Origin of the sequence: Desulfobacula sp., from assembly GCF_030611305.1 — a bacterium.
Taxonomy (GTDB): domain Bacteria; phylum Desulfobacterota; class Desulfobacteria; order Desulfobacterales; family Desulfobacteraceae; genus Desulfobacula.
In genome coordinates this window covers 1-16,453 of sequence record NZ_JAUWQB010000040.1, presented here as the reverse complement: position 1 = coordinate 16,453, position 16,453 = coordinate 1, and the positions used below count along the sequence as shown (strand labels likewise).

The following is a 16,453-nucleotide window of genomic DNA, read 5'->3' as shown; positions in this document are numbered from 1 at the left end:
CTCCGTTATTTAGAGCGTATTTGCTCTGTTAAAAAAAATTATATTAACCGTTTTTTTCCTTTAAAGCAGCCAAAACTTTTTCAGGTGTGATGGGGAGATCTTTAATTCTAACACCAACAGCATCATAAATCGCATTTGCAATGGCCGGAGCCGTGGGAACACATCCCGGCTCTCCTATTCCCTTGGCACCAAAGGGGCCGTCTTTATCAATGGTTTCAATTACAGGGGCCTTGATTTTAACTGCATCCTTGGCAGTAAACAATTTGTAGTCCCTGAAATTGGCATTCATGATTTTTCCGTCCTTGATCGTGACTTCTTCTGTCAGGGCATAACCAAGCCCCATAACAACGCCGCCATAGACCTGGCCTTCAAGAAGCAAAGGATTAATGGCCCGGCCAACATCATGGGCTGCCACATATTCAAGTACCTCTACTTTGCCGGTTTCTTCATCCACTTTGACTTTTGCTCCATGGGCGCCAAAAGAATATGTCATGGACATATTTCCTTTAAGTTCCTTGCCCATATTTTGATTGTCTGGATCATAAAAATGTTCTGCCATGAGCATGGTTCCGCCGGGCCTGAAATGGGCTTTTCTTAAAAGTTTACCTATGGTCATGCTTTTTTCCTTATCTTCCGGAACAAACACAAGTTTATCCTTTAATTCAATCTTTTCACAAGGTACATCAAAAAGTTTTGAAGCAAAGTCCTGGATTTTTTTCTTAACTTTTTTAGCTGCACCAAGAGCCGCATTCCCTGCTACAAATGTGCTTCGGCTGGCATGGGCACCTACATCCCATGGGCAGATATCAGTATCTGAATGCACAACATTGATATCTTCAGCCAAAAGCCCTAGTTCTTCCGCCACAATCTGGGCCGTAATATTGTCAAGACCCTGACCCATATCCGTACCACCGGTAAAAATGTCTACTTTGCCGTAGTCATCCATTTTTAAAATAGCGCCGCATCCGTCAGAACCGTAAATTCTTGCTCCACCGCCTACATGGATTAAAGATGCAATGCCTGTTCCAACACCTTTTTCATTTTTTCCATCAAATTTAAGTTCTTCCTTTACCGCATCAATACATTCTTCAAGGCCGCAGGAAGTTATTTTAAGGCCCTGGGGTGTTTCATCTCCGGATCGGTTTTTGTTGATTCTCCTGAATTCAATACGATCAATGCCTGCCTTTTCCGCCAAAATGTCCATGCTGCTTTCAATAGCAAATGTGGCCTGGGGATTTCCATAACCTCTCATGGCCTGGGAATAGGTATTATTGGTATAAACACATTTTGCATTGTATTTTACATTTTCAACCCTGTAAAGAGAACTTATGGGCATCAACATAACCGAAGGCGTTGTTGCTCCCCAGGAGGTATGCCCGCCATTGTCCAACACCATTCTCATATTTCTGAAAGTCAGTTTTCCGTTTTTATCGCAGCCTTGTTTGATGTAAGTCACTGTGGGCTGTCTTGTAGAGGTTGCCTTGAATTCTTCCACGCGGTCAAAAACAATTTTTACAGGTTTGTGGCATTTGTATGCCAGAAGAATAGCAATATGCTCATAAGCATAGGTATCAAGCTTGCTGCCAAATCCACCGCCGATAACAGGTTTAATGACCCTGACACGTTTGTTTTCAAGCCCCATGGCTTTTAAGGCTTCAAGAAAGTCTTTATGGGCAAGGGATGGAATCTGTGTATTGGTGTAAATCGTCAGGTTTTCCGATGCATCAAACAGTGCTACAGCACCACTTGTCCCCATGCAGCAGTGAGTCACCCATGTTGTAGTAAAGCGGTCTTCAACCACAAAGGCAGATTCTTTTTCTGCTTTTTCCACATCGCCATAATGAATATTCCATGGCATCTTAAGTACATTTGATTTAAGGTGATCATGAACAAGGGGAGAATTTTTTTCCATGGCTTTTTCAGGATCAAAAATACCTTCCAGCTCTTCATACTCAATTTCAATGAGGCCAAGCGCCTTTTTGGCAATCTCAGGACTTATGGCAGCAACAGCAGCTACTTCATCTCTAAAGGAGCAGACCTTGCCTTTTTTTATGGGAGGATTGTCCTTGATAAGTCCCATTTTCATTTTCTTGGGCACATCTTCGCCGGTAAGAACTGCATGGACTCCCGGGAAAGCCACGGCTTTTGAAGTATCAATTTTAACAATATTGGCATGGGCATATTTGCTGTAAAGAATCTTGCCGAAAAGCATGCCGGGGAGTTTGATATCCTGAATATATTCGGCTCGTCCCATGGCTTTCTGGGCTGCATCCAGTTTGGGAATTCTTTTTCCTACCACGCTAAATTCGCTACTTAATTCGTTATTAGACTTACTCATTTTGCCCTCCCCTGTTTTCTACAACCGGCTCTTTTGCTGCCTCAACAGATTCAAAAATTTGTATATATCCTGTACACCTGCAGATATTTCCGGCAAGGGCATGTTTTATCTCTTCGCGATCTGCACCAGGGTTTTCATCCAGCAATGCTTTGGAAGACATGATCATACCCGGCGTGCAGAATCCGCACTGGATACCGCCGTTGTCCACAAAAGACTGCTGCAGCGGATGAAGGCTGCCCTCGGTTGAGGCAAGTCCCTCAATGGTTTCAATTGTTTTTCCATCGGCTTCTACGGCCAGATAAAGACAGGAATTTACAGCCAGTTTATCAACAATAACAGTGCAGGCACCGCATTCACCATTTCCGCATCCTTCTTTTGTTCCGATAAGCCCCATTTCCTCTCTTAAAAGGTGCAACAGGGTCCAATGGTCCTTGATATCATAAGAGATCTCATCACCATTTAATAAAAAAGATATGTTTGTTGTCATGGGTAAAGTTTCTCCTAATAATTATCTTTTATCATATTCAGACATTTAAGTCCCATTCGTCTTACATGGACCCGTATCATTTCTTTTCTGTGCCAGGCTTTTCCCCTGATACTGTCCCTGACCTTGGATTCGTCTGCTGCAATTTTGCCGGCTTCTATCAGGATGTTCTCATCAATTTTTTTCCCGACCAGAAAATTCTCGGCATCAAAAGCCCGCATTGGGGTAGGGGCTGCAACACCCAAACAGATTCTTGCCTTTGCACAGGTATCATCATCATCCAGGGTTAACAAAACCCCAATACCGATCAGGGGCAGCTCCATGGCAGCCCTGCGGCCAAATTTGATGTAAGCACTTCCCGTATGGGGCTCCTGAGGGGGGATTGTAATTTTTTTCAGGATTTCTCTTGGCTTTAAGACTGTCTTGTAAGGTGCGATAAACAGGTCCTTTACCTCCACGGACCGTTCGCCGTCAGGGCCATGGAGAAGGGCCACCCCGTCCAGGGCAATCAAAGGGATGGCACCATCGGCAGACGGTACTGCATTGATCAGGTTGCCGCCGATAGTTCCTACATTTCTTACCTGTAAAGAGCCGATATTGGACACTGCATCATAGATAATGGGATACTCGTTTCGGATCATGAGGGATTTTTCAAGGGTTGCATGGGTGACCATGGCACCAATGGAAAGCTCGCCGGTTGCATCATTTTTATGCAGCTCACTCATTTCTTCTATTTTTTTCAGGGAAATCAGGTAGTCCGGTTCCATCCAGCCTTCCTTAACTTTGACAATCACATCTGTCCCTCCGCCAATATATTTGGCTGTCTCGCTGTGCCGGCCATGAAAAGCAATGGCCTCTTCAACGGTTGTGGGGGATAAATATTTAAATGCTTTCATATGGTTTCCTCTCTTTAGCTGCGGTTATCAAAGATACGCTGGGCCTTACCCGCATACCTGGGCAGTTCACCGTATGCACAGATGTGAGCGTCACAACTGACCATGACCTTTGATTTTATCATTTTTTTAATTTTGGTTGTTGTATCTTGTGTGTTCACCGAATCAATCCCCTGCCTTGATTCAACCTTGATGGTCATGTAGTCCTTGCCGTCATCCTTTCTTTCAAGATGCAGCTGGTACTCGCTTCCCACATCAGGTATGGAAGACAACACCTCATCAATCTGTCCGGGATAGATGTTAACTCCTCTTAAGATGATCATATCATCGGAACGCCCCATGATTTTGTCATGCATGGGAAGGATATTTCCACAGGAACAAAGGTTGGAGATCTTGCGGGTGAGATCCCTTGTCCGGTAACGAATGAGAGGGACTGCCTCTTTGCACAGGGTCGTTACGACCATTTCACCGATTTCCCCGTCTTCAACCGGTTTCAGGGTGTCCGGGTTTAAAATTTCAAGGATATATTTGTCCGCCCAGTAGTGAATCCCTTCATGCTTAGGACAGTCAAGTCCGGTCCCCGGACCGTAAAGCTCTGTCATACCGGTGATATCAAACATGTCTTCCAAACCCATAAGCTCTTTTATTTTTGCCCACATTGCAGAACTGCACCGTTCCGATCCTAAGATAATTTTCTTTAAATTGATTTGGTCCTTAATGCCTCGTTTATTGATTTCTTCGGCCATGAGAAGCGCCATGGATGCAGTGCAGCAAAATACAGTGGACTGCAGGTCCACAAGGAACTGGCATTGCATGTCAATGTTACCGGGACCCACGGGAATTGCCATGGCACCTAAGCGTTCACATCCCAGCTGAAATCCCATGCCGGCTGTCCAGACACCGTATCCGACTGCGATCTGTACCCGGTCCTCGCAAGTTAGGCCTGCTATTTCATAACATCTTGCAAACATGTCAAACCATTCATCAAGATCGTTTTGTGTATAGGAAAGAATTTTTCGTTTTCCCGTGGTTCCGGAAGAAGCATGAATGCGGACCACATCTTTTTCCGGTACGGATAAGAGGGGCAGGGGGTATCCTTCCTTGAGATCATTTCCACTTGTAAACGGAAGGTTGGACAGGTCATCCAGGGATTTTATATCCTCCGGGATGACACCTGTCGCTTCCAAATGTTTCCTGTAAAAGGGTGAACCCTTGTAAGCATGGGAAAGTGTCCACTTAAGTCCTTCAAGTTGATGTTCATAAAGTTGTTCTTGATCTTTGAAATCAGGCATAAATGTTTTTTCCATGTTCAACTCCTATTTAGTTTCACGCAATTTTTGTGTCGCTGCAAGGTCAAGATTCAAAGAGTCAGGTTCGATAATAACGCCGTAATCTTGTTTCGCTTTTTCAATACTTACATAACCGTATTGTACATCACGTTGGACAGCTTTGGGCTCCCGTTCAAAGGGATCACCGTATCCGCCGCCGCCCGCACTGACAAATGAAATCCGGTCGCCGGGATCACAAAAGGTGAGCCCGCTTGGGTCAGCATTTTTGTCATTTTTCAGGAATTTGGCTTTTGAGCCATCTTTCCCGCCAAATATGCCCTGGGGTGGATAAATATAACGTCCTGCCTGCACTGCAATGGAAGTTGTTCCGACAGAATTTTTCCCATCATCCGGTGAACGTATGATCATCTGTCTGCCAATACCGCCACGCTGTTTCCCCGGTCCTCCCGAGTCTTCAATCAGGCTTCTTGATTCAACAATCATGGTGGTATCACTTTCAAGAATTTCAACAGGTGTGTTGGCCCCGTTAGCCGGGAAGATAGCACAGTGATGGCCGTCAAATTTTGAAGAAGCTCCCATTCCGCCGCCACGGATAATCATGGTGTGCCATGGCTTTCCATTTGCAAAGGAGCCATGAAAGATATTGGTCTGGGCAGGCGTTCCGCCGGAACCTGCAATAATATTGTCGGGAGCAGCTTTTGCCAGAGCATTAAAAACCATCTCAGTCATAAAATGCCCAACTACCATTCTTGCTGCTACGGCTGCCGGAAAAGTACAATTAACAATAGAACCTTTTGGAGCTGTCATTGTTATGGGACGGATAGCCCCCTCATTAATTGGAATTCCAGGGTCAAAAGCTGATTTAATAGCCATGAAAACGTATGCATAGGTAAAATTGTAAACTACATTCACACCCCAGTTTACCTGTTTGGATGTGCCGTCAAAATCAACATGAATCTTTGAACCATCTACCTTAACTGTCAGTTTGATGGGAATGTCCGGTTTGTTTCCTGCACCTTCGATAATGCCTTCATGTGCATAGGTCCCATCGGTAATTTTTTCAATGGCTTTCCGCATGCTTATTTCAGTCCGATCTATAATTTCGTCAGCAAGGTCATCAAGGGTCTCAAGTCCTTCATCTTCCATCATTTCTATAATTTTTTGGGAACAAATATGATTTGCTGCCACCTGGGAACGGATATCTCCGTCAAACTCTGTTGCTGTTCTTACATTCCAACGGATCATGTTAACAAGGCTCTCATTGAGTCTGCCTGCATCATAGAGCTTTGTTAAAGGGATATAAAGGCCTTCTTCATAGACATCACGGTTGTCGGAAGCGGTTCTTCCTCCAATATCAGTATGGTGGAACACGCATGCTGTAAATGCTACAGGCCTGCCTTTGAAAAATATAGGGCTCCACACGCAGACATCATTAAGATGTCCTGCCAGAAGCCAGGGGTCATTGATAATAAATACATCACCCTCATTGTAATCTTCCAGAGGAATGGAGTTGACAATCTTTTTTATACCAAGCGCCATGGCACCTGCCTGGCCGGGTGTACATAATGTCCCTTGTACAAGTTCCTGTCCTCTACTGTCTGTAAACATACAAGTATAATCGTGGGCATCTCTTAAAAGGCTTGAAAAGGCAGTTCTGATAACAGAAGCATCAGATTCATCTACAATGGAAACAAGCCGTTTCCAAAGAATCTCCAGGGTAATCGGATCAAATTTGCTATTATTTTTATTCATTATTTGTACCTCCCACCTGATCTGGGCTGCCTGATTTAACAAGTTGAATCCATATAAACCCAAATTCATCAACCTTAGCTTTAGCATCCTCCCCAATCACAATTGTGGATTCACGTTCCTCAATAATGGCAGGCCCATTGAATTTGGCATCGGCAAATAATTTAGATCGATCATAGACTGTAAAAGGGATATAGTCTTTTTTTATTACGGAGAATGCCTGACGTTGACCTTTAATACAGGTTTTAATATCACGATTTTCAGTTGATAGTTTTGAAATTGAAAAAGGTTTTTTAGGAAGGCTTGCCCGTACCTTGAAAGTTACAAATTCCACAGGTGATTCAACAGAGGTTCTGCCGTAGAGCCGTTTATATTCTTCATCAAACATGGTTCTGATTTCATCTTTTGAAAATTCATCAAAATTTTTGACTTCAATTGCCAGATCAATCTCAGCACCCTGACCTACAAAGCGCATTAAAAGCGTTCTTTCGAAAATGATTTCATCACCGCTTTGGGCACCTTCCAGAATTTTTGCACTCTCTTGTTCAAGTTCATTAAAAAGCAGTTCAATTCCTTTGAAATCTGCTTCATCAAGTACTTTCCTGTGGCTTCTTGAAAGATCAAATGCCACTGGAGCTGTAAAAAAACCAAGTGCTGATCCGACTCCTGCAAGAGGAGGCACAAGAATGGATCCAGCGCCGATTTTTTTGGCAAGCCCGTAGGCATGAACCGGTCCTGCGCCACCAAAGGCTGACATGGTAACGATGTTGGGGTTGCCGCCTTTTTCCGCGATATGGGTTTTAGCTGCTGCAGCCATTGTCTCGTTGATAAGATCATGGATACCGAAAGCTGCTTCAACCATGGTTGTGCCTAATGGTTTGGCAATTTTCTCTTGAATTGCTTTTTTGGAAAGTTCTATATCAAGGGCCATAGTGCCGCCCAGGAAAAAATCAGGATCAAGATATCCCAGAACAAGATCAGCATCTGTTACAGTCGGATTATCTCCACCTTGTTTGTAACAGGCGGGCCCGGGATCAGCGCCGGCGCTTTCAGGGCCAACCTGTAAAAGACCAAGGCTACTTATTTTGGCAATACTTCCTCCGCCCGCACCAATTTCCATCAAGTCCACAACAGGCACCTGGATGGGGAGACCGCTGCCTTTTTGAAAACGCTGAACACGTCCGACCTCAAAGGTGGATACAAGTCCTGCGTGGCCATCCTGAATCAGGCATGATTTGGCTGTTGTCCCGCCCATATCAAAGCAGAACATATCCTTGATATTAAACATCTGTCCATAATGCTGGGAAGCAATAACAGCAGCAGTCGGTCCTGATTCAATGATTCTGACAGGGAAATTTTTTGCCGTTTCAATGGAAGTGATCCCGCCCGAGGACAGCATGATAAAAAATTTACCATCAAAACCGATTGTTCCAAGGCGGGTGATAAGTTTATTTAAATACCAGTAAGTTATGGGTTTTACATAGGCATTGACTGCTGTAGTACAGGTTCGTTCATATTCCTTGATTTCCGGAAGGACTTCAAATGATGTGGAAAGAAATATTTCCGGCGCTTCTTTTTCAATTATTTCTTTTATCTTTTTTTCATTGACTGAGTTTTCATAGGAGTTGATAAAGCAGACAGCAATGGATTCTATCCCGTCCTTTTTAAATTTTTCAAGAACACTGAGAACTTCATTTATATCCACATCTTTAAGTACTCTGCCGTCAAAGGTCAGCCGCTCATCTATTTCTGCTCTGTCTGCTCTGGGAACGATTGGTTCCGGGTATTCGCTGAAAATATCATAGGCATCATAGCGTTTTTCTCTTCCAAGTTCTAAAATATCCCGGAATCCTTTAGTTGTTATCAGGCCTGTTCTGGCTCCTTTTCTTTCAATAATTGCATTGATAACCAGAGTGGTCCCGTGGATGATTTCTTCAACATTATCCATGAACCCGGGCAGGATTTGGGCAAGTTCCCTGATGCCCTGTTCAATAGCATCCGATGGATCAGACGGGGTGGTCAGGCATTTATTTGTATGAAACTCTCCTGTTATATTATTCACAAGAACAAAATCAGTAAAAGTGCCGCCAATATCACAACCCAGACGATACGTTACTTGTTCCAAATTAAACCTCCCTATGGCGTTGTAAAAATAATTTTATTCATAATTCAAGCAAAAGCCAAAATTGGGATGAAGACTTGCCAATATACAAGGTGCAAAAGTTTGCAGCAACGAAGTAGATGGGTTAGTATTCATTCAAATTAATAAAACTCAGGTTCATTCCATTCTCCAAAAGTCTCTCTGAATACACCTGTCATTTCTCCGACCGTGGCATAGGCATGGCAGCATTTTACCAGATAGGGCATGACATTTTCATCACCCCTGGCTGCTTTCTCAAGAGCTTTAAGGCTATCCGTCACTTCCTTGTCATTCCTGGCGCGGCGAAGTTCTTTTAAATTGGCTTTGGATTTTTTGGCCCATTCTTCGTTATATTCATGGAGTTCCACAGCGCCAGCGTCGGTTTTGTCAGCCATGGCCTCTTTTGATTCCGGATTGAGGCCAACTTTTTTGTATTCCCCGGACTGCAACCCTTTTTCAAATTCATAGGCCTGCTTTGATACTTTTCTCTGGATCATACCGTTTGATATGCAGTTGACCATGCCGCCCATTTGTTGCACTTCTTTCATTTCTTCGAGGATTTTTTCTTCCATCTCAAGGGTGAGGGTTTCAATAAAATAGGACCCTGCAAGAGGATCAACCGTATCCCTTAAACCCACTTCATCCATGAGCATTTCAAGGGTTCGAAGCGAGAGCAGGGCAGAGCGTGGGGTGGGGATGGTATAGGCTTCATCAAAAGAACAGAGGGCTGTGGTCTGGGCGCCGGACAGAGCTGCACCGAGCGCATAATAGGCGCCTCTCATGATATTATTTTCCGGCTGTTCTTTAGTAAGGCCGGAACCGCCGCCGCCAAACAGTCCTCTTAAAAAGAGTTTTTTCTTTTCCGTAACGCCATATTCATTTTTCAGCATTTTTGCCCAGAGTTTTCTTGCTGCCCTGAACTTGGCAATCTGTTCCCACAGGTTGCCGTACACATTAAAATTAAAGGAAAACCGCCCCACAAAATCTTTGGGTTTGATGCCTCTTTGCACTACATTGTCGATGTAGGCTTTGGCAATCTCAAATGCATAGGCGATTTCCTGGGCCGGGGTGGCACCTGATTCACGGATATGGTATCCGCAGATACTCACAGGATTTGATTTGGGCAGTTCCTTGACTGCGTATTCGATTGAGTCCCCGACAAGCCTTACGCCATGCTCAACAGGAAAAATCCAGGCACCCCGACCGATCATTTCCTTTAAAATATCATTCTGGGGAGTGGTGGAAATCTGATCTTTGGAATATCCTAATTTTTCTGCAACCGCCTGATACATGGCCATCATGATGGTGGCCACGGCATTGATGGTCAACCCGGACCCGATCCGGTCCAGGGGAATGCCTGCAAAAGCGGTTTCAAAATCTTTAAGAGAGTCAATAGCCATACCCACCCGCCCGACTTCACCTTCAGCCAGGGGATGATCCGAGTCATAGCCCATCTGGGTGGGCAGGTCAAAGGCCACGTTCAGGCCGTTCTGGCCGTTGGCGATCATGAGCTTGAACCGTTCGTTGGTTTCTTCCGGAGTGCCGAATCCCGTGTACTGCCTCGTGGTCCAGGCACGGCTGCGATAGCTTTGAGGATGAAGACTGCGGGTAAACGGATATTCACCGGGACTTCCAAGATCTTTGTCATACGTAAACCCCGCTTTCTCAAGATCTTCAGGACCATAGGCCGGTTTTACCTTTATGCCGGACTGATAGATCACCTCTTTTATCGCCCCTCTTTCATCCTTGATATATTTTGCTACACCCATTGTTTTTACCTCTCTATTAGACTATTCATCCCTTTGGTAATCTCCTCAAAAGAGGTTCCGCCGGGAAACACTGCGGCGACTCCCATCTCTTTGAGTTTGGGAATATCCTGGTAGGGAATGACCCCGCCCACGGTCAGACGGATTTCGTTGAGCCCCTGCTCCTTCATCATGGCGATGAGTTTCTCACATATGGGCAGGTGTGCCCCTGACATGATGCTTAACCCGATGACATCCACGGCTTCCTGGCTGGCAGTCTGTATGATCTGGTCAAGGGTCTGGTGAAGTCCTGAATAGATCACTTCGTAACCCGCATCCCTCAAGGCCAGGGCCACAATTTTTGCGCCCTTGTCATGTCCGTCAAGGCCGGGTTTTGCAATCAGTACCCGAATTTTGTTTGTTGTTTCCATTTGGTCTTTTCCTTTATATCTCGTCCTTTATTAATTTTTTTTCAAAAGCACAGACTTTATTAAACACAAGTTCGGCCGCACTTAAAGGATCTATTGCACAGGACTGGATTTTTTTTAAAACCTCCCTGTATTCTTCTGATGTTTCCATGAATAAAAGTAGTTTTTCAAGGGTCAAATCTTTTAAAATGGTTTTAAAATAAAGCAGTTCCTGTTCTTTTCTTTTTTGGTCCATAAGGCTGTTCTTTTTCATGAAATCAAAATGGAATAAAAAGGCATTGGCAAGTTCTTTTACCCCGGTTCCATTTTGTGCAATGGTTTTCAGAACCCTGGGCGTCCAGTCTGTTTCAAGTAGTTTGCGCATGCTGATCATCATTTGAAGCTCGTACACAGAGGCATCAGCATCAGGTTTGTCACTCTTGTTGACAATAAAGACATCCCCGGTTTCAAGAATACCGGCCTTGACCGCCTGGATGCCGTCTCCTGTTCCCGGGATAGTGACAATCCCGGTTGAATGGGCAAGGGAGGTGATATCAAAATCTGCCTGGCCTGCGCCTACGGTTTCAATGATAATAATTTCATATCCCATGGCATCCAAAATAATCGCAGCATCTTTTGTGGCCCGTGAAAGGCCGCCTTTTTGCCCCCTTGATGCCATGGATCGGATAAATACTCCTTTATCTGTTGCATGGCGCTGCATGCGCAGCCGATCCCCTAAAATAGCACCGCCGGAAAAGGGGCTTGTGGGGTCCACGGCAATGACGGCAACCGTAAGGTCAAGTTTGCGAAATTCTGATATCAAGGCATCAATCAGGGTGGATTTTCCCACACCGGGAGACCCGGTAATACCAATAATAAAGGCATGGCATGCATGGGAATACAACTCTTTGAGCAGTTCAAAGACGTTTGGATCATTGTCTTCAATAAGACGGATCATCCTTGCTCCCGATCTCTGGTTCCCGGCCAGTATGTCCTTGACCTTAAGCACGCTTTTCTTCTTCCTCTTGTTTTAATTGACTTAAAACCGCGTTCTTCCCTTTAATGATGTGCGCTCTGACAAGTTTTTCAACCGCTTCACCATCACGGTTTTTAATGGCGTCAAGCATTTTAATGTGGTCTTCATTACTCTTATAGGCATATTCGCTCTGCTTTAAGATAATCTGTCTGAATCTTGAGATCTGTGCCCGGAGCTGGTTGATCATTTTGATCAGTTTTGGGTTTTTGCTCAAAGCGTAGAGAAGATCATGAAATTGGGTATTAATTTTTTGAAGTTTGTCGCCATCTTTTTTTAATTCAAGACAAATCTTAAATTCTTTTATCTTTTTTTCTAAAGGAAGCAGATCCTTGTTCGTATGGTTTTCGGCAGCAAGTCGTGCCGCATAGGCTTCAAGGACACTCCTGACGCCGAAAGTCTGCTCAATATCATCTTTTGTCAGGGTGACCACCTGGAATCCGCCGGATGGAGTTTTTTCAATCCAGTCTTCTCTTTCAAGTTTGTGCAAGGCTTCGCGCAACGGGGTCCTGCTGATACCCAGCATATCAGCAATTTTGCTTTCCACAAGCCGTGACCCCGGTTCAATGGTCTGGTCAATGATGGCGTTTTTCAAATAGTCGAATACGTCCTGCCCCAAGGATTTTCTTTCCTTAAAATTGTTGTCCAATTTCATCTGGATAAAATTTCCCTTGCAATTGTGGTTTGTAAGACTTCATGGGTTCCGCCCCCTGAAAGCAGAAAACGGTTATCCCGGTAATATCTTTGAACAGAATACTCCATGGAGTATGCATATCCGCCAAAAATTCTCATGGCTTCATCACAGGCGCTACAAGTAGATTCAACCGTAAAGTATTTTGCCATGGAAGCAAGATTGAGACATTCCTTACCCTGGTCGATCATATGGGTAACCTTGTCCACCATAAGCTGGCCCGCCTCAAGATTCACCGCCATGTTAGCAATTTTTGCCTGGATAAGCTGGTATTTGCTGATGGGTTTCCCAAACTGTTCGCGTTCCTTGCAATATTTGATGGCATCGTCCATGGCAGCCCTGTGAAGCCCAAGGGCTAAAGATGCCGTCATGATTCTGATTTCAGAGAGGATCTTCAAAAGTACGCCCAGACCCCGTCCTTCTTCTCCCAGCCTGTACTCAACAGGCACATGGCAGTCTTTAAAATATATTTCTGATATGGAAGAGGTCCTGGTACCCAAAAGGTCAAATGGCTTGGAGTATGAAAATCCGGGAGTAGACGCAGGAACAAGGAAAAAAGCCAGCCCTCTCAGCCCGAGGGAGGGATCAGTCTGGCATAAAACCGTATGAAAATCTGCTTTTGGACCACTGGTGGACCATGTTTTCATGCCATTAATAACATAACCGTCACGGGTTTTCTCAGCTTTTGTCCGCACTGCACTTAAGTCAGATCCGGCATTGGGTTCGGTGAGCTGAAAAGCCCCCATCTTATCACCTTTCAGGGCAGGATAGAGAAATTCTTCATGCATTTCTTTTGTGCCATAAAGATACAGGCCATTGGTTGCCATCAGACATTGCATGGCAGTGGTGGCAGCAAGGCTCAACAACCCCCTTGCAAGTTCCTGCATGGCAATGCAGTAAAGGGTTGTATTCCCCCCTGAACCCCCCACTTTTTTAGGATATCGTATACCGAAAACTCCCATCTTTCCCAGTTTCTTAAAAAGGTGCTGAGGAAATTCGCCTTTATTATCATATTCCGTTGCAACGGGAATAATTTCTTTGTCAACAAAGTTGGCCATGGTAAATCTTACCATATCTTCGGCATTGGATCTGATCTTACCAGATCTGCTTTTATTGGGTTGGGTCATGATGCACCTCCGCAGGACAGCTGCTTTATGAATTCCGGTACAATTTCATGGACATCGCCGACAATGCCCCAGTTTGCCAGTTTAAAAATAGGGGCCAAAGGGTCATTGTTGATGGCAATGATATAGCGTGATCCCGTCATGCCTGCTGTATGCTGGACAGCACCCGAGATTCCGCATGCAATATAGATTTCCGGCCGGATAGTTTTTCCTGTCTGGCCTACCTGGGCATCATGGGGAAGAATACCCTGCTCAATAATTAATCGGGTACAGGCAAGCTCACCTCCCAGAATATCAGCCAGTTCCTTGAGCATGGCAAAGCCCTGCTCACCATTCACCCCTCTGCCGCCTGCTACAATTACATTTGCATCTATGATATCGGTTCCTGGTTTTTTCTGAGTTACTCTTTCAAGAATTTTTGTTCTGATATCCTGCTCTTTCAGAGAAATTTTATGCCTGATAAGAGTTGGATTTTCAAGTTTGCAGGGGGCTGCTTCCATAACGCCCGGTCTTACCGTTGCCATCTGCGGGCTTGCGTATTTGCAGGCAATGGTTGCCATGACATTTCCACCAAAGGCAGGTCTTGTCTGGAACATGAGTTTTTCATCAGGATCAATGGCAAGCTGGGTACAGTCTGCTGTAAGACCGGTGCCTACACGCCTTGAAACCCTTGGCGCCAGATCACGGCCTAAGGCGGTTGCCCCCATTAATAAAATATTGGGTTTATAGGTAAGAACAAGATCTTCAATAACATTTGTATATGCTATGGTCCTGAAATTTTTCAGAAGATCATCTTCAACAAGATAGACATTTTGGGCGCCATGATCGTGCAGGGTCTGTATAAGATGAGAAACATCCTTGCCAAGAAGCACAGCAGAAACTTTATGGCCCATATCTTTGGCAAGATCCTGTGCCTTTCCTAAAAGTTCCAGGCAAACCCTGGCAAGTTTTCCATCGGTCTGCTCTGCAAAGACCCAGACACCCTGTCTGTCGGAAAAGTCGGGAATTTTTCTTGGTTCAATATCAGATTCTATGGCGTTTTTCTTTTTACAGGCTTCAATACATGCGCCGCAGGATGTGCAGCGTTCTGTAACAGATGCGATACCGTCCTTTATTTCAATGCCTTCATAAGGACACGCTTTGATGCATCTCCGGCATCCGTCACATTTATCTTCTATAATCCAGATTGTCATTTTTTCCTCCGAAAGATCCGGCTTTCTTAAAGGTTACAAACGATAGGCAATGGTCGTGTCACTTTTTTTCAACCGATCAATAAGATCTGACACAACCTCTTTGTTTGAACCTTCCAATAATTCATTCTGGCGCTTGAAATTGGGTGTAAAGGTTTTGATCACATGGGTGTTTGAACCTTCCAGGCCCACTTCAATCGTCTTTACACCAATATCTGCAGCATTCCATACCTTGATGGGTGCCTTTTGTTCACATGCAGAAATAAGCTGCCCCATATGGGGATATCTTGGCTCGTTCAGCTCTGAAATCACGGTCAAAAGCACCGGCATTTTACAGGCAACACGTTCAAAGCCATGTTCAAGCCTTCTTTTAACAACAATTTCATTTTCATCCACAGATTCAATATCATTGACATAGGTTGCCTGGGCAATATCAAGCCAGTCTGCCACCTGGGGCCCGATCTGTGCAGTATCACCGTCGATAGCCTGGTGACCGCAGATAATCAGATCATAGTCCTTGATTTTTTCTATCCCTTTGCTCAAGGTATAAGATGTCGCCCAGGTGTCTGCACCTGAAAAGGCTCTGTCAGAAAGCAAAAATGCCTTATCCGCACCCATGCCCATGGCCTGAGTCAGCACATCCACAGCCTGTGGCGGCCCCATGGAAACAGCTATCACCTTGCCCCCTGTTTTATCCTTGATTTTTACTGCTGCTTCAAGGGCATGCAGATCATCAGGATTCATAATGCTTTCCAGGCCTTCCCTGATAAGATTACCTGTCTTGGGGTCCAGCTTGATATTAGTTGTATTGGGAACCTGCTTTACAAGTACGATGATATTCATAATCTTGTATCTCCCTTAAATAATTCCTTTTTCTTTAAATCCTGCAAGCGTGGCTTCATCATACCCCAGCAGATTGCCGTATATTTCCCGGTTCTGTTCGCCGAACCTGGGAGGAAAGGAGAGTTTTTGGTCACATTCCTCAAGAAAGGGTGTCATATTGGGCGGCGGGGCAAGGGTTATTTTTGTGCCTGTTTTCGGATCTGTTGAAGTAAGAATCCGCTTGGCAACCAAAGGATCTTCAACCACTTCATTGATATTCTTGATCTTTGAGATGGGCACGGTAATTGAGTTGAACAACTCAATGATTTCTTCAGAAGAGTGCTGTTCCGTGATGGCATTAATGGCATTATTCAGATTTGTTACATCTGCAATCCGACCCTGATTATTCTTATACTCTTCCTTTGCAAGGGATTTGAACATGTCTTGGGAGACCATGGATTCCCACTGGCGATCATTACCCATGGCCAGGTAAACAAACCCGTTGCTGGTTTTATAAACCGATACCGGACTGAAAAATTCATGGGTGT

General features: G+C 44.7%; 14 protein-coding genes. All 14 read right to left on the bottom strand.

Annotated elements, in window-relative coordinates:
* Nucleotides 1–43: 43 nt before the first annotated feature.
* Nucleotides 44–2,338 carry a xanthine dehydrogenase family protein molybdopterin-binding subunit gene (locus QAI40_RS09375; RefSeq protein ID WP_304511603.1) on the bottom strand — a complete coding sequence of 765 codons (2,295 nt, stop codon included), beginning with the start codon at nt 2,336–2,338 and terminating at the stop codon, nt 44–46.
* The gene (locus QAI40_RS09370; RefSeq protein WP_299981981.1) at nt 2,331–2,825 is read right to left on the bottom strand and encodes a (2Fe-2S)-binding protein; all 495 of its coding nucleotides are present in this window, start codon (nt 2,823–2,825) and stop codon (nt 2,331–2,333) included. Before QAI40_RS09370 ends, QAI40_RS09375 begins: the two co-directional genes overlap by 8 nt.
* Nucleotides 2,826–2,839: 14 nt before the next feature.
* On the bottom strand, nt 2,840–3,718 hold the full coding sequence (locus tag QAI40_RS09365) for an FAD binding domain-containing protein (protein ID WP_304511602.1): 879 nt from the start codon (nt 3,716–3,718) through the stop codon (nt 2,840–2,842).
* 14 nt (nt 3,719–3,732) lie between these two features.
* The gene (locus QAI40_RS09360; protein WP_304511601.1) at nt 3,733–5,022 is read right to left on the bottom strand and encodes a phenylacetate--CoA ligase family protein; all 1,290 of its coding nucleotides are present in this window, start codon (nt 5,020–5,022) and stop codon (nt 3,733–3,735) included.
* A gap of 9 nt (nt 5,023–5,031) precedes the next feature.
* Nucleotides 5,032–6,756, bottom strand: coding sequence for a hydantoinase B/oxoprolinase family protein (locus QAI40_RS09355; RefSeq protein ID WP_299981969.1), 1,725 nt, complete (start codon nt 6,754–6,756; stop codon nt 5,032–5,034).
* Nucleotides 6,749–8,878, bottom strand: a complete 2,130-nt coding sequence (locus tag QAI40_RS09350) for a hydantoinase/oxoprolinase family protein (RefSeq protein WP_299981966.1) — start codon at nt 8,876–8,878, stop codon at nt 6,749–6,751. Before QAI40_RS09350 ends, QAI40_RS09355 begins: the two co-directional genes overlap by 8 nt.
* A 137-nt stretch (nt 8,879–9,015) precedes the next feature.
* On the bottom strand, nt 9,016–10,662 hold the full coding sequence (locus QAI40_RS09345) for an acyl-CoA mutase large subunit family protein (protein ID WP_299981963.1): 1,647 nt from the start codon (nt 10,660–10,662) through the stop codon (nt 9,016–9,018).
* A 5-nt stretch (nt 10,663–10,667) separates the two neighbouring features.
* Nucleotides 10,668–11,069, bottom strand: a complete 402-nt coding sequence (locus QAI40_RS09340; RefSeq protein WP_299981960.1) for a cobalamin B12-binding domain-containing protein — start codon at nt 11,067–11,069, stop codon at nt 10,668–10,670.
* A gap of 13 nt (nt 11,070–11,082) precedes the next feature.
* Nucleotides 11,083–12,054 (bottom strand): methylmalonyl Co-A mutase-associated GTPase MeaB, encoded by a 972-nt coding sequence (gene meaB, locus QAI40_RS09335; protein ID WP_299981957.1) that lies wholly within the window; start codon nt 12,052–12,054, stop codon nt 11,083–11,085.
* Nucleotides 12,047–12,733: a GntR family transcriptional regulator gene (locus QAI40_RS09330; RefSeq protein WP_299981953.1), complete on the bottom strand. Its 687-nt coding sequence runs from the start codon at nt 12,731–12,733 to the stop codon at nt 12,047–12,049. Before QAI40_RS09330 ends, meaB begins: the two co-directional genes overlap by 8 nt.
* Nucleotides 12,730–13,896 carry an acyl-CoA dehydrogenase family protein gene (locus QAI40_RS09325; protein ID WP_299981950.1) on the bottom strand — a complete coding sequence of 389 codons (1,167 nt, stop codon included), beginning with the start codon at nt 13,894–13,896 and terminating at the stop codon, nt 12,730–12,732. Before QAI40_RS09325 ends, QAI40_RS09330 begins: the two co-directional genes overlap by 4 nt.
* Nucleotides 13,893–15,086 carry an electron transfer flavoprotein subunit alpha gene (locus QAI40_RS09320; RefSeq protein ID WP_299981947.1) on the bottom strand — a complete coding sequence of 398 codons (1,194 nt, stop codon included), beginning with the start codon at nt 15,084–15,086 and terminating at the stop codon, nt 13,893–13,895. The genes QAI40_RS09325 and QAI40_RS09320 overlap by 4 nt, the downstream gene beginning before the upstream one ends.
* A gap of 33 nt (nt 15,087–15,119) precedes the next feature.
* Nucleotides 15,120–15,926, bottom strand: a complete 807-nt coding sequence (locus QAI40_RS09315; RefSeq protein WP_299981944.1) for an electron transfer flavoprotein subunit beta/FixA family protein — start codon at nt 15,924–15,926, stop codon at nt 15,120–15,122.
* Nucleotides 15,927–15,941: 15 nt separating this feature from the next.
* On the bottom strand, nt 15,942–16,453 hold a 512-nt coding region (locus tag QAI40_RS09310; RefSeq protein ID WP_304511600.1), incomplete at its 5' end, for a CoA transferase.